This is a genomic window from Bradyrhizobium sp. S3.12.5, from assembly GCF_040548225.1.
In the GTDB taxonomy this organism is placed as follows: Bacteria; Pseudomonadota; Alphaproteobacteria; order Rhizobiales; family Xanthobacteraceae; genus Bradyrhizobium; species Bradyrhizobium cytisi.
Genome location: NZ_JBEPRF010000030.1, coordinates 1 through 12,649, shown reverse-complemented (window position 1 = coordinate 12,649; position 12,649 = coordinate 1). Strand labels below are relative to the sequence as shown.

Sequence of the window (12,649 nt, the reverse complement as noted above, 5' to 3'; positions counted from 1 at the left end):
CGGCGGGTCAAGCGCGGAGAGAGGCACGAGCCCTCACTTCTGCGGCAGGTTCACCTTCACATGCAGCTCGCGGAGCTGCTTGGTGGTGGCGTCCGACGGCGCGCCCATCAGGAGGTCCATGGCCTGCTGATTCATCGGGAACAGCGAGATCTCGCGCAGGTTGTTGGTGCCACAAAGCAACATGACGATGCGGTCAACGCCCGCGGCCATGCCGCCATGCGGCGGCGCGCCGTACTGGAAGGCGCGATACATGCCGCCGAAGCGGTCGACCACTTCCTGCTCGCCGTAACCTGCGATCTCGAACGCCTTCACCATGGCTTCCGGCACATGGTTGCGGATGCCGCCCGAGGCGATCTCGTAGCCGTTGCAGGTGATGTCGTACTGGAACGCCTTGATGGTCAGCGGGTCCTGGCCCTTCAATGCGTCGAGACCGCCCTGCGGCATCGAGAACGGATTGTGCGAGAAGTCGACCTTCTTGTCGTCCTCGTTGTACTCGTACATCGGGAAGTCGACGATCCAGGCGAGCTCGAACCGCTCCTTGTCGGTGAGGTTCAATTCCTCGCCGACCTTGTTGCGGGCCAAGCCTGAAAACTTCCAGAACTTGTCGGGATCGCCGGCGACGAAGAAGGCGGCATCGCCTTCCTTGACGCCGATCTGCGTGCGGATCGCGGCGGTGCGCTCAGGCCCGATGTTGTTCGCAAGCGGACCCGCGCCCTCGCCGCCCTCGCGCCACATGATGTAGCCCAGCCCAGGCTGGCCCTCGCCCTGCGCCCACGAGTTCATGCGGTCGCAGAACGCGCGGCTGCCGCCACCCGGAGCGGGGATCGCCCACACCTGGTTCTTGGGGTCTTCGAGCATGCGCGCGAACACCTTGAAGCCGGAGCCGCGGAAATGCTCGGAGACGTCCTGCATCTCGATGGGATTGCGCAGGTCCGGCTTGTCGCTGCCGTATTTGCGCAGCGCCTCGGCGAACGGAATCCGCCGCCAGTCCTTGCTCACCGGCTTTCCTCTCGCGAACTCCTCGAACACGCCGGTGATGACGGGCTCCATTGCCGCGAACACGTCTTCCTGCGTGACAAAGCTCATCTCGACGTCGAGCTGGTAGAACTCGCCCGGCAGACGGTCGGCGCGTGGGTCCTCGTCGCGGAAGCAGGGCGCGATCTGGAAGTAGCGGTCGAAGCCCGACATCATCAAGAGCTGCTTGTACTGCTGCGGCGCCTGCGGCAGCGCGTAGAACTTGCCGGGATGGATGCGCGACGGCACCAGGAAGTCGCGCGCGCCTTCCGGCGAGGACGCGGTCAGGATCGGCGTGTTGAACTCGAAGAAGCCTTGCCCCTCCATGCGCCGGCGCATCGACTTGATGATCTCGACGCGCGTCATGATGTTCTGGTGCAGTTTTTCGCGGCGCAGATCGAGGAAGCGGTATTTCAGGCGAATGTCTTCGGGATATTCCTGGTCGCCGAACACCGGCAGCGGCAGGTCGCCGGCGGGGCCCAGCACCTCGATCTCGGTGACATAGATCTCGATCTTGCCGGTCGGCAGGTCGTCATTGTCGGTGCCCTCGGGGCGGCGACGGACCTTGCCGTCCATCTTGACCACGAATTCCGAACGCAGCTTTTCGGCCAGCGCGAACGCCGGCGAGTCCGGATCGACCACGCACTGGGTCAGGCCGTAATGGTCGCGCAGGTCGATGAACAGCACGCCGCCATGGTCGCGAACGCGATGTACCCAGCCCGAGAGGCGAACCGTCTCGCCGATGTTGCTCTCGCGGAGCGCGCCGCATGTATGTGACCGGTAGCGATGCATGGTCGTCCCAAAATGATGTCGGAGGGTTCGAATCGGACGACTTGTCACAGCCGGTCCGACGTTGCGGCAGGGTTTACCCGACGAGGCTGGACGCGGCAACCAAGGGAACGGGCTGTTTTGAGGCTGGAGGGGCCATTTTCGGCCAATCGGGCCCCAAGCCTTTGCCATCGGGCGTTCCAGCCCTATCTTGAGGCCATGACGGTCCATTTCCCCTTCCAGAATTCGTATTCGGCGCTGCCGGACAGCTTCTTTGCCCGCGTCGCGCCGACCCCTGTGGCCGCGCCCCGGCTGATCAAGCTGAACCGGCCGCTGGCGGTCCAGCTCGGGCTCGATCCTGATTTGCTGGAGACGGCGGAGGGCGCCGAAATTCTGGCCGGCAAGACGGTTCCCGCGGGCGCCGATCCGATTGCCATGGCCTATGCCGGCCATCAGTTCGGGCAGTTCGTGCCCCAGCTCGGCGACGGCCGCGCGATCCTGCTCGGCGAGGTCATCGACAAGGACGGCGTTCGCCGCGACATCCAGCTCAAGGGCTCGGGCCCGACCCCCTTCTCCCGCCGCGGCGACGGCCGCGCGGCGCTCGGGCCGGTGCTGCGCGAATACATCGTGAGTGAAGCGATGTTCGCGCTCGGCATTCCAACCACGCGCTCGCTGGCCGCCGTCGTCACCGGCGAGCCAGTGATCCGCGAGACCGCGCTGCCCGGCGCGGTGCTGACGCGCGTCGCGTCCAGCCACATCCGGGTCGGCACCTTCCAGTTCTTCGCCGTCCGCCGCGATACCGACGCCATTCGTCGGCTCGCCGATCACGTCATCTCGCGGCATTATCCGGACCTGCTTCACGCCGAGCGGCCTTATCACGCTTTGCTTGCCGGCGTCGTCGCGCGCCAGGCGGAGCTCGTCGCACGCTGGCTGCTGGTCGGCTTCATCCACGGCGTGATGAACACGGACAACTCTTCAATCTCCGGCGAGACCATCGATTACGGCCCCTGCGCCTTCATGGATGCCTACAATCCCGCGCAGGTGTTCTCGTCGATCGACGAGACCGGCCGCTATGCCTACGCCAACCAGCCGCGCATCGCGCTGTGGAATCTGACGCGGCTCGCCGAATGCCTGCTGCCGTTGTTTGGCGAAGAGCAGGACAAGGCGGTCGAGCAGGCGCAGGAGATTCTGGGCGCATTTCCCGAGACGTTCAGCAAGGCCTATCAGACTGGCTTGCGCAGAAAGGTGGGCCTGTTCAGCGAGCACGACGGCGACGAGGCGCTGATCCAGGACCTGCTCGACGCCATGGCGAAGAACCAGGCCGACTTCACCCTGACTTTCCGCAAGCTCGGCGATGCCGCAGGTGACGAGGCTGCCGTTGCCGATGTCCGCGCGCAGTTCATGGATCCCTCAGCCATCGACGACTGGGCCAAGCGTTGGCGCGAGCGCACGGCGCTGGAGCCGCAATCTGCGGCCGAGCGGCAAGCCGCGATGCACGCCGTCAATCCCGTCTTCATCCCGCGCAACCACCGCGTCGAGGCCGTGATCCAGGCCGCGGTGAACGATGACAATTACGCGCCGTTCGAGGAATTGGTGAAGGTGCTGGCGAAGCCGTACGAGGAGCAACCCGAGTACGCCGCCTACGCCGATCCACCGCTGCCGGATCAGCGGGTGCTGCAGACGTTTTGCGGGACGTGAGCCGCAAACTCATCTGCCGCCGTCGATGCCCTGACCGCGACCCTGCCGAAGCTCATGACGTGATGGCGGGCCCGAAGGCCGCGTTAACCTCCCGTCCACCATCCGGCCTGCCCCGCCGGCGGTAACCACGAGAATTAACAGACCCTCAACGCACAGCCGACAAATCTAACGGTGTTTCTGGAGATTTCCGCTGTGGATTTGCTGGTTTTCGAGTTCCTGGGTCTGGCGCTGGTTGGCATGTGTCTGGTCGTGGTGGCGTTGCCCTGCGCCCGCAAATCCTCGCACCGGATCCGTTACGAATAGGATTTTTGGCGGAAAAGAGCGATTCCGGTCCCAATGCAAGGCTCGAATTCGCTTAGAGCCCCTTGACATCACAGCGCTTTCGGCAGAACGGCTGATACCAAGTGTCATGGGCCGTTCATGGATTTGATTACCACCACCGCTGACCTCGCGGCTGCCTGCAGCCGACTGGCCAAGCACCCCGTCATAACAGTCGATACCGAGTTCCTGCGCGAAACCACCTATTACCCGCTGTTGTGCGTGGTGCAGATGGCGAGCCCCGAGGAAGCGATCGTCATCGACACCCTGGCCGAGGGCATCGACCTCAAGCCGTTCTTCGAGCTGATGGCCAACGAGGGCGTGCTGAAGGTGTTTCACGCCGCGCGTCAGGACATCGAGATCATCTGGCATCAGGCCAATATCATTCCGCATCCGGTGTTCGACACCCAGGTCGCGGCCATGGTGCTCGGCTATGGCGACAGCATCGCCTATGACGCGCTGGTCGAGAAGGTCGCCGGCCACCGTCCGGACAAGACCCATCGCTTCACCGACTGGTCGCGCCGGCCGCTGACCAAGGAGCAGATGCACTACGCGGTCTCCGACGTCACGCACTTGCGCGACGTCTTCGCCGCGCTCGATGCCGATTTGAAGAAGCGCCGCCGCAGCGAATGGGTTTCCATCGAGATGGAAGTCCTGACCTCGCCCAAAACCTACGACTTCCATCCCGAGCGCGCCTGGGAACGGCTGAAGACGCGTGTGCGCAAGCCAAAGGACCTCGCGGTGCTGATGGAGGTCGCCGCCTGGCGCGAGCAGGAGGCGCAGAGCCGCGACGTGCCGCGCGGGCGCGTGCTGCGCGACGAAGCCATCAGCGACATCGCCACCCATGCGCCGAACACGCTGGAGAAGCTCGCCCATCTGCGCTCGGTGCCGAAGGGCTTTGAGAAGTCCAAATGGGGCGCGGACATCGTCGCCGCGGTCGAGCGCGGGCTGGCGCGGGACCATTCCACGCTGCCGAAGCTGGAGAAGCCGCGCAACAACAACAATGGTGCTGCGACCGTCGAGCTGCTGAAGGTGCTGCTGCGCATGACTGCCGAGCGCCATGCTGTCGCGAGCAAGGTGATCGCAACCGTCGACGATCTCGAGGAGATCGCAGCCGACGACGAGGCCGACGTGCCGGCGCTGCGCGGTTGGCGCCGCGAGCTGTTCGGCGACGCCGCACTGAAGCTCAAGCGCGGCGAGCTGGCGCTGGCGATCGAGAAGGGTCGCGTGATCGGGGTCCAGCGGGTCGAGGCGGTCAAACCGTCAGCCTGAGGGGTGACGGCGACAGCGTTGGGTACGCAATTCTCAACGTCGTCATTGCGAGCGAAGCGAAGCAATCCAGACCGTCTCCGCGGACACAGTCTGGATTGCTTCGTCGCTTCGCTCCTCGCAATGACGAAGAGAGCCTACGCCTGCGGCAACTTCGCCACTTCCGGCATCATGTCGTTCAACACGCCTGATATCGCCGCGATCAGCTCGTCGATCTGGGCCTTGGTGACGATCAGCGGCGGGCAGATGGCGATGGCGTCCAGCATGTTGCGCGAGATCACGCCACGCTCCTGCAGCATGCGGCTCGCCATGCCGCCGACGGCGCCGGGCGACGCGGCAGCGGTCTTGCGGCCCTTGTCGAGCACGAGCTCGAGCGCTGCGATCATGCCGACGCCGCGGACCTCGCCGACCAGCGGATGGCTGGTCAGCTCGCGCAGCTTGCTTTGCATGTAACCGCCGAGCTCGGCGGCATGCGCGACCAGGCCGCGCTCCTCGATGATCTTGAGGTTTTCCAGCGCAATCGCCGAGCCGACCGGATGGCCACCGGCGGTGAAGCCGTGGCCGAGCACGCCGATCTTGTTGCTCTCGTCCGCGATCGGCTCGAACATGCGCTCGTTCATGATGATCGCCGACAGCGGGAAGTAGCTCGAGGTGATTTGCTTGGAAACGACGATCGCATCGGGCTTGATGCCATAGGTCTCGCAGCCGAACATCTTGCCGGTGCGTCCAAAGCCGCAGATCACCTCGTCGGCGATCAGCAGGATGTCGTACTTGTTCAGGACCTTCTGGATCTTGTCCCAATAGGTCGCCGGCGGCACGATCACGCCGCCCGCCCCCATCACCGGCTCGCCAAAGAAGGCCGCGATCGTATCGGGTCCCTCCTTCTGGATCAGCGCGTCGAGCTCTTCGGCCCGGCGCGTCGCAAAGGCCTCCTCGGTCTCGCCGGGCGCACCGTCCTTGTAGAAATGCGGCGAGCCCGTGTGCAGGATGTTCGGCAGCGGCAGATCGAACGAACGGTGGTTGTTGGGCAGGCCGGTGAGGCTCGCCGAGGCAATGGTGACGCCGTGATAGGCGCGCATGCGGCTGATGATCTTCTTACGCTGGGGCTGACCGAGCGAATTCGAACGATAGGCGATCAGCTTCAGGACGGTGTCGTTCGCCTCCGAGCCGGAATTGGTGAAGAACACCTTGCTCATCGGCACCGGCGCGAGCGCGACCAGCTTCTCGGCGAGGTCGATCGAGGGCCCGTGCGATTTGGCCGAGAAGGTGTGATAGAACGGCAGCGCCTGCATCTGCTTGTGCGCGGCCTCGACCAGCCGCTTTTCGTTGAAGCCGAGCCCGACGCTCCACAGCCCCGCCATCGCCTCGAAATAGCGTTTGCCCGACGCATCGAACACGTAGGGGCCCTCGCCGCGCTCGATCACCAGGGGACCTGCCTGCTGATGGGCGCGCGCGTTGGTGTAGGCGTGGAGCTGGTAGGCCACATCGCGGGCTTCTTGCGAATTGGGCAGCATGGACATTTGCAGGGATCCCTCAAGTCATCACGTCGCCGGCACGGCCAACGCCATCGATCGGTTATCAGGCTAGGTTACCAGGCTACTTGGCTATTGCGGCGAGGGAAAACTTGCAACGCCAATTCGTCGGCAGCAAGCGCTCAGCAGCGATGCACAAAGCCGCACACAAGACGGCGCTCAGGCCGCGCCGTCGTCATCTCCCTCGCCGTCTGCTACAGCTTCCCGCACCTCGACCAGCGCCATCGACAGCAGATAGACGGTCGTGGACAGGCCTACCCGGCGCGCCGTCTCGACGGCACGCGACAGCTCGTTCGCCAGCTCCTTGAGCTCGTCCTCCCGAGACAATGTCCCACCCCATCCATCCGCCGATCGCGTCTCTCAGACCGCGACGGCGCCGCTGATTCTGATCAGTTCGGCGCTGGACTGGAGTGTAGCAAAGTTGGCGATGACATTCACCACCGACTGCTTGTAGGCGGCCGCCTCGCCCGTTCCCGGCTGCCGGCAGGCCGCGGCATCGACGACCACCTGATAGCGGTGGCTGCGGTGAAATCCCTCGACCACGGTGGCCAGGATGGTCTCGTCGAGCGAAAAGCCCGTTACCACGCAACGCACATTGCGGACGCTGGACATGTAGTCCACGAAACGCGACGAGCTGTAGGCCGAGGGCAACGGGTGCTCGAACGTCATCTCGCCCGGACGCGGCCTCGTTTCCGCGATCCAATCGGTCAGCCTGGATGACGGATTGAACCACGCAGCCTGCGCGATACGCTTCAAATGCATCACCGGCCAATGGTTGCTGCGCCAGAGCGTCAGCAGTTCCAGGCAGCGCGAGGTGGCGGCGTCGCCATCGAGAATGACGTGGCGACGCCCGGGGGTCAGATATTCGACCTGAAGGTCCGCACAGACCAGGACCAGCGGATCGTCGTGGAGAGAGACCGGCATCATCTTGCGCCGAGCTGCACCAGTTTCAGCGATCGGCGGGCGCGAGGTCCCGCAGCGGCGAGGTCACCGCCCGTCCCGCCGAGGCATCCAGCACGCCCGGCCGGTCCCAGTCGCCCTCGGGGCGGATGATCACGTAGGGATCGCTGTCCAGCGTGATCGCGTCCGGCCCCGGCTCGATCTCCAGCAGCATTTCCGTGTAGGAGAAATCCGAGAAGGTGATCTTGCGATTGTGGCCGAGCGGCTTGGCGCCGAAATGAGCCCAGAAATCGACCAGCCGGTCCTGGGCCTGACCATAGATCTTGCGGAACCCCTTGCGCTTCACATAGTCGACGCTGGCCTGCACCAGCTTGAACGAGATGCGCGAGCGCCGATATTGGTGCCGCACCGCAAGCCGCTCGACCTTGGCGAAGTCGCCGAAGAAGCGCACCCGCAAGCAGCCCGCCGGCTCGTTGCCGATGTAGCCGATGAAATGTGCGGCAACCATGTCGTTGCCGTCGAACTCCTCGTCAAACGGACAATCCTGCTCGGCGAGATAGACCGCGGAGCGAATGGCCGTGACCAGCATGAGGTCGCTCGGATCGCGCGCAAGGCGAACGGTGATGGCGCGGGAGTCAGGCTTGGCGAGAGGAATCCTAGTGCCGTGCATCTGAAAAGCTCCTTGGTTGGGTGATCGCGCCCGGCATGAGCATGGGCTGCCGGTGCCAGGGGCGCTCGTAACACCAGAGGTCGGGCTGGAAGCTCGAAATGGGCGCGAAGCCCGTCGCCTTCATGATTTCGCGTCCGGCCACGGTTGACGGCTGCGCATAGCAGTCCGCGCCGCGAAACCTTATCTGCCGCAAATGAGCCGCGGCCTTGCCGAGACCGGCGATGCCGCGGCCGGTCGCCGCGATCGCCCAGATGTAGATCGCCGAAACATCCTCATTCGCGGAAGCGAGGTAGTGCGTCTCGGGCGCCGTCAGACTGATATCGTCGAGCAGCAATGCATCATGCCCGCGGTCGTTGAGAAACAGGAAGGCCATGCCGCCGAGCAGATTGCCGTTCCGGGTGAACGCCAGGATGCTCTGGGGATCGAAGGCGAAATACTTCGCAAGCTCCATCGCCCCGATCTGCACACCCGGCACCAGGCGGTGCGCCATTTCCGAAAGCGCGGCGATTTCCCCGAATTGCGCGCACCGGACATCCACGTCAGGGCTCAGCGGCAAAGCGTCGAAATCATGCCTTGCGGCAAACGAGCCCCTTTCCATACCCATGTCGTGCCTCTATCGTTCCGGGGTTTTGTACGCCGCTACGAGGAGAAGCCTAGCGGCTGGAGATCAGGAGTATGCAGCAAGTATTGCACCGGGGTGCTGCAATGAAGCACCACCATGAAGAAGTGCTAAATGCGTCCTGGGACGATTTGAAGCTCTTTTTAGCTTGCGCCAAATTTAAAAGCTTCCGAAATGCGGGCGAAGAGCTCGGGCTCACCTCCACCACGTTGATGCGCCGGATCGACCGGCTCGAAGAGAGCATCGGCTGCAAGCTTTTCCTGCGCGACCAGAGCGGGCTCACGCTCAGCGACGAAGGCACCGCGATGATTGCCGACGTCGCGCATATGGAGCGTCACGCCTTCAACGTCTTCCGCCGCGCCTCGCGATCCCAAAACGACACGTCGGGCACGGTGCGCGTCGCAGTGACGGAGGGCCCAGGCAATTTCTGGATCCTGCCGCGGCTAATCGATTTCCAGAAGACTTATCGCAAGATCACCGTCGACCTGCGTTGTGCGATGGAGCAGGCCGACGTCGCGCGGCTGGAGTCGGACATTGCGATCCAGCTCGAGCCGCCGACCAATCCCGATCTCATCGTCGCCAAGCTTGGCCGGCTGCACATCTATCCCTTCGTCTCCAGGGACTATGCGGATCTCTACGGCGTGCCGGCGACGCTCGCCGAGTTGCCGAGCCACCGCATCATCAAGCAGAGCGCGCCGCAGGTCGACGACGGCGCCTATGCCCGCGTGCTCGGTTTGAAATCGCTGGAAGGCATCGTCGGGATCAAGACCAATTCTTCCGTCGGCGTGCTCTATGCGGTCGAGCGCGGCGCCGGCATCGGCTTCCTGCCGACGGTGTCGATCGCGCTCGGTGTGCCGCTTGTCGCCGTCGACCTCGGCGTCAGCCACCACGCCGACCTCTGGCTCACCTATCACAAGGAGTTCCGCGCCTCCGAGCGGCACAAGATCGTGGTCGACTGGCTGAAGAAGATCTTCGACCCCAAGACCCATCCCTGCTTCCGCGACGAGTTCATCCATCCAAACGCGCTGGTGCCGATGATGACGGCGGCACGCGAAGGCTTTGGATTGTCCGGATACGTTGCAGCGACGCCGAAGTAAGCTCGCCTCACCACCGATATTCGAAGCCGATCGTGCCCTGGTGCGATGTCAGCTCGTTGCGGAACTTGCCGTCGTAATTGACGTAGAGCCGCGCGGCGTTGGTCAGGCTGAGTGACGCCGAGGCGCCGGCGTCCATGCCGTAGCGGCTCTCGCCGATGCCGGGGACGATGATGCTCTGGGTGCCGAGGCTGACCTGGACCGATCCCAGATCCTGATAGAAATTGTCGACGAACTTGCCATAGGCTGACAAGTCCAGGATCTTCCGGTCGAAAATGAAGTATCGCCCGATCTCGGCGCCGATCATGACACGCGCGCGTGCGAGCGCGCTGGAGCCGACATTGAGCGGATCGAGCCCGCCGGCCTCCTGGAACGCCGCGCCGGTGGCCCGCACATATTCGAGCGCGCCCTTGGGCACGACGCGCATCTGGTCCTTGGTCCAGTAGTAGCTGATCTCGGTCAGTGCGCCGTCGACCGCGGCGCGATAGCCGGCCGTCGCAACACCAAAGCCGGCGTCCCGGCTGGAATGGACCTTGCCGAAACCGTGCACGACCGCAAAGGCCCAGGTCCACGGTCCCTTGTCGACGGAGCCGTTGAAGCCGATCTGGGTCAGGTCGAGCGACGCCGACTGCAGCGCGAGCGGCACGTCGATATCGGTATGGCTCTGGTCGACGGAGAAGCCGAGATTGACGCCCGGCGCGACCCGCGCACCGAAACCGGCGACGCCGCCGAACGTCTTGCGCTTGTCGCCGACGAAATCGCCTTGCGGATCGGTCCGGACCGAAATGCCGTAGCCCTCGTACCAGGTGCGGTAACGCGGATCCTCCGTGCTCGCCGAGGCTCCGCCACCGCCGGGGTTGGTGCGGAACGCGCGATTGACGCCGCCAGAGGCCTGATTTCCCAGGCGCTCCAGGAAGTTCGAGCCGAGATTGAGCGTGGAGTTGCCGGCGGACTGGTCGTAGTTGGTCGACGTCGGGACCGGGATCGGCGTCGGAGACGGAGTAGGCGTCGGCGTCGGAGTGGGCGTCGGAGTGGGCGTCGGGCTCTGCGCGAACGCCGGCGTCGCCGCCGATATCGTCACGACGATTGCCAAGGCCATCGCAGTGGCCATCGCAATCGCGGCCGCGACCCGGCGGACGCGGTCCAGCCCGATCGTCTGCCGTGTTCCGGAGGGCTGCGAGGGGCAGCTCATGATGACAAATCCCAAAGCAAAATGACGGCCCGCAAAAATACAACACGAACAGCGAGCGGGTGCGGCGATTTGTGCTGAACTGCCACTAAGGGTCAACCGTTTGGCACACTATCGCAGGGGCGATTGCCCCTGATTGTGGTTCCGCGGCCACAGGTCGCAAATTGCAACGGCGCAGGCCCGGTCCGGCCTTGAAATTTGCGCGCGGCTTGCTAGCGCGTGGTTTTCGTGTTGGAATACCGCACACAATCGGAATTGGCGCTCGGCTGTGCGTTTCGCGACATTGAGACTCAAGACTCGAACAGACTTCCGGAAGCCCGTTTGTGGCGTGGCACGCGAAATGCGGCCGCGTCTTTTTTGTATCTAGCGGAGGAGACTAACGATGCCACAAAAGGGCACCGTCAAATGGTTCAACCCGACCAAGGGCTACGGGTTCATCAAGCCGAACGGCAGCGACAAGGACGTGTTCGTCCACATCTCTGCCGTCGAGCGTGCCGGACTCTCGACCCTCAATGAAAACCAGGCGGTTGAATACGACCTCGTGGAAAACCGCGGCAAGGCATCCGCGGAAAACCTGAAGGTCTCCTGATTTCTCTCAAAGCTAAGCGCGAGAGATCATGACGTTGCCCCCGGCTCTGCCGGGGGATTTTGTTTTTGGCCCTGTTTCTTCCAACTGGTCTTTATGTAGATTTCCGGTTATATTACCGGAGATTTATTTCGGAGCGGGCCGTGTCGACGAAATCCCAGCGAAAGGCAACCCGAACCCATCGGCGCCGCGCCGCAGCGCGTGGTTTGGTACGGGTTGAAGTCCAAGCCGCGAAGAAGGACGCAAGCCTCATCCGTGCCTTGGCGGAAACCCTACGCGACAAACCGGAAAGAGCTGCGGCACTTCGATCGACGCTCGCCAGCGCCCTCCTCAATCCTGAGGTCAGGACGGCCTTCGATGTTTTTGGCTCGGAACTTCCCGATGACGCGTTCGAGGGTGTGTTCGATCAGCCACGGCGTGACGGCTGGCGAGAGGTCGACTTGTGAAGTTTCTGGTCGATACCAACGTCATTTCCGAAATTCGTAAGCGCGAGCGGGCCGACCCAAACGTCATTCGTTGGGTTAATCAGATCCCAGCCGAAGAAATCGGAACCAGCGTCTTGGTTCTGGCTGAAATTAGCCGAGGCATCGAACTAAAAAGGCGAAGCGATCCGCTCCAGGCAAAATCTCTCGATCAGTGGTTTTCGCAGATGAGGACAAGACTTGCGGATCGGGTTCTGCCCATTGATGAGAGCATCGCCGACACCTGGGCACTCCTTGGAGTTCCCAATCCGCTGCCACTCATCGACAGTCTCCTCGCCGCCACTGCCAAGGTCCACGGCCTAACACTGGTGACGCGCAACATTGCCGATATTGAATCGACCGGTGTGGCGCTGCTCGACCCGTTTGCAGCGCCGTGAGCGATAGAGCGATGGTACAACGATCGGAGTATTTCTCTCGCTAGAGCGTTAGCCGATCAGGTTGCAAGTACCCTGCGGCCACGAAGTAGTTTGTGGATTCTGCGGGCGTGTAGGTGTCGACGATGCGACCAAT

At 63.5% G+C, this 12,649-nt stretch carries 13 protein-coding genes; 6 read left to right on the top strand and 7 right to left on the bottom strand.

The annotated features are described in order from the left end of the window. Positions 1 to 33: 33 nt before the first annotated feature. Entirely contained in the window at positions 34 to 1,806 is a 1,773-nt protein-coding gene (gene aspS / locus ABIC09_RS32620; RefSeq protein ID WP_354111834.1) for an aspartate--tRNA ligase, read from the bottom strand. Between the two features lie 195 nt (positions 1,807 to 2,001). Here aspS and ABIC09_RS32615 point away from each other — a divergent pair, with 195 nt between their 5' ends. Then, positions 2,002 to 3,480, top strand: coding sequence for a protein adenylyltransferase SelO (locus tag ABIC09_RS32615; RefSeq protein WP_354111833.1), 1,479 nt, complete (start codon positions 2,002 to 2,004; stop codon positions 3,478 to 3,480). A 420-nt stretch (positions 3,481 to 3,900) separates the two neighbouring features. Further along, entirely contained in the window at positions 3,901 to 5,070 is a 1,170-nt protein-coding gene (gene rnd, locus ABIC09_RS32610) for a ribonuclease D (RefSeq protein WP_148752980.1), read from the top strand. A 134-nt stretch (positions 5,071 to 5,204) separates the two neighbouring features. Here rnd and ABIC09_RS32605 read toward each other — a convergent pair whose 3' ends face one another. From ABIC09_RS32605 to ABIC09_RS32585, 5 genes are all read right to left on the bottom strand, one after another. Beyond that, on the bottom strand, positions 5,205 to 6,587 hold the full coding sequence (locus ABIC09_RS32605; protein WP_354111832.1) for an aspartate aminotransferase family protein: 1,383 nt from the start codon (positions 6,585 to 6,587) through the stop codon (positions 5,205 to 5,207). A gap of 171 nt (positions 6,588 to 6,758) precedes the next feature. Further along, positions 6,759 to 6,926 carry a hypothetical protein gene (locus tag ABIC09_RS32600; protein WP_187435040.1) on the bottom strand — a complete coding sequence of 56 codons (168 nt, stop codon included), beginning with the start codon at positions 6,924 to 6,926 and terminating at the stop codon, positions 6,759 to 6,761. Between the two features lie 33 nt (positions 6,927 to 6,959). After that, positions 6,960 to 7,523 carry an isochorismatase family protein gene (locus tag ABIC09_RS32595; RefSeq protein WP_354111831.1) on the bottom strand — a complete coding sequence of 188 codons (564 nt, stop codon included), beginning with the start codon at positions 7,521 to 7,523 and terminating at the stop codon, positions 6,960 to 6,962. 25 nt (positions 7,524 to 7,548) lie between these two features. Further along, positions 7,549 to 8,169, bottom strand: a complete 621-nt coding sequence (locus tag ABIC09_RS32590) for a GNAT family N-acetyltransferase (RefSeq protein ID WP_148752978.1) — start codon at positions 8,167 to 8,169, stop codon at positions 7,549 to 7,551. After that, the gene (locus tag ABIC09_RS32585; RefSeq protein WP_354111830.1) at positions 8,156 to 8,773 is read right to left on the bottom strand and encodes a hypothetical protein; all 618 of its coding nucleotides are present in this window, start codon (positions 8,771 to 8,773) and stop codon (positions 8,156 to 8,158) included. The genes ABIC09_RS32590 and ABIC09_RS32585 overlap by 14 nt, the downstream gene beginning before the upstream one ends. A gap of 71 nt (positions 8,774 to 8,844) precedes the next feature. On the opposite strand from ABIC09_RS32585, the gene ABIC09_RS32580 reads away from it, so the two are divergent. Then, positions 8,845 to 9,885, top strand: coding sequence for a LysR family transcriptional regulator (locus tag ABIC09_RS32580; RefSeq protein WP_354111829.1), 1,041 nt, complete (start codon positions 8,845 to 8,847; stop codon positions 9,883 to 9,885). Between the two features lie 7 nt (positions 9,886 to 9,892). On the opposite strand, the gene ABIC09_RS32575 is transcribed toward ABIC09_RS32580, so the two are convergent. Then, the gene (locus ABIC09_RS32575) at positions 9,893 to 11,074 is read right to left on the bottom strand and encodes an autotransporter outer membrane beta-barrel domain-containing protein (protein WP_354111828.1); all 1,182 of its coding nucleotides are present in this window, start codon (positions 11,072 to 11,074) and stop codon (positions 9,893 to 9,895) included. Between the two features lie 379 nt (positions 11,075 to 11,453). Between ABIC09_RS32575 and ABIC09_RS32570 the strand changes: the two genes are divergently transcribed. From ABIC09_RS32570 to ABIC09_RS32560, 3 genes are all read left to right on the top strand, one after another. Beyond that, on the top strand, positions 11,454 to 11,660 hold the full coding sequence (locus tag ABIC09_RS32570) for a cold-shock protein (protein ID WP_148752975.1): 207 nt from the start codon (positions 11,454 to 11,456) through the stop codon (positions 11,658 to 11,660). A 140-nt stretch (positions 11,661 to 11,800) separates the two neighbouring features. Continuing rightward, positions 11,801 to 12,103: a hypothetical protein gene (locus ABIC09_RS32565; protein ID WP_148752974.1), complete on the top strand. Its 303-nt coding sequence runs from the start codon at positions 11,801 to 11,803 to the stop codon at positions 12,101 to 12,103. Next, positions 12,100 to 12,516, top strand: a complete 417-nt coding sequence (locus ABIC09_RS32560) for a type II toxin-antitoxin system VapC family toxin (protein WP_148752973.1) — start codon at positions 12,100 to 12,102, stop codon at positions 12,514 to 12,516. The genes ABIC09_RS32565 and ABIC09_RS32560 overlap by 4 nt, the downstream gene beginning before the upstream one ends. Positions 12,517 to 12,649 lie beyond the last annotated feature (133 nt).

Bases quoted from the DNA above. Each gene is read 5' to 3' on its own strand.
- rnd (WP_148752980.1), top strand. From the start codon at position 3,901: ATGGATTTGATTACCACCACCGCTGACCTCGCGGCTGCCTGCAGCCGA.
- ABIC09_RS32570 (WP_148752975.1), top strand. From the start codon at position 11,454: ATGCCACAAAAGGGCACCGTCAAATGGTTCAACCCGACCAAGGGCTAC.
- ABIC09_RS32605 (WP_354111832.1), bottom strand. From the start codon at position 6,587: ATGTCCATGCTGCCCAATTCGCAAGAAGCCCGCGATGTGGCCTACCAG.
- ABIC09_RS32575 (WP_354111828.1), bottom strand. From the start codon at position 11,074: ATGAGCTGCCCCTCGCAGCCCTCCGGAACACGGCAGACGATCGGGCTG.
- ABIC09_RS32585 (WP_354111830.1), bottom strand. From the start codon at position 8,773: ATGGGTATGGAAAGGGGCTCGTTTGCCGCAAGGCATGATTTCGACGCT.
- ABIC09_RS32615 (WP_354111833.1), top strand. From the start codon at position 2,002: ATGACGGTCCATTTCCCCTTCCAGAATTCGTATTCGGCGCTGCCGGAC.
- ABIC09_RS32595 (WP_354111831.1), bottom strand. From the start codon at position 7,523: ATGCCGGTCTCTCTCCACGACGATCCGCTGGTCCTGGTCTGTGCGGAC.
- ABIC09_RS32590 (WP_148752978.1), bottom strand. From the start codon at position 8,169: ATGCACGGCACTAGGATTCCTCTCGCCAAGCCTGACTCCCGCGCCATC.
- ABIC09_RS32580 (WP_354111829.1), top strand. From the start codon at position 8,845: ATGCAGCAAGTATTGCACCGGGGTGCTGCAATGAAGCACCACCATGAA.
- aspS (WP_354111834.1), bottom strand. From the start codon at position 1,806: ATGCATCGCTACCGGTCACATACATGCGGCGCGCTCCGCGAGAGCAAC.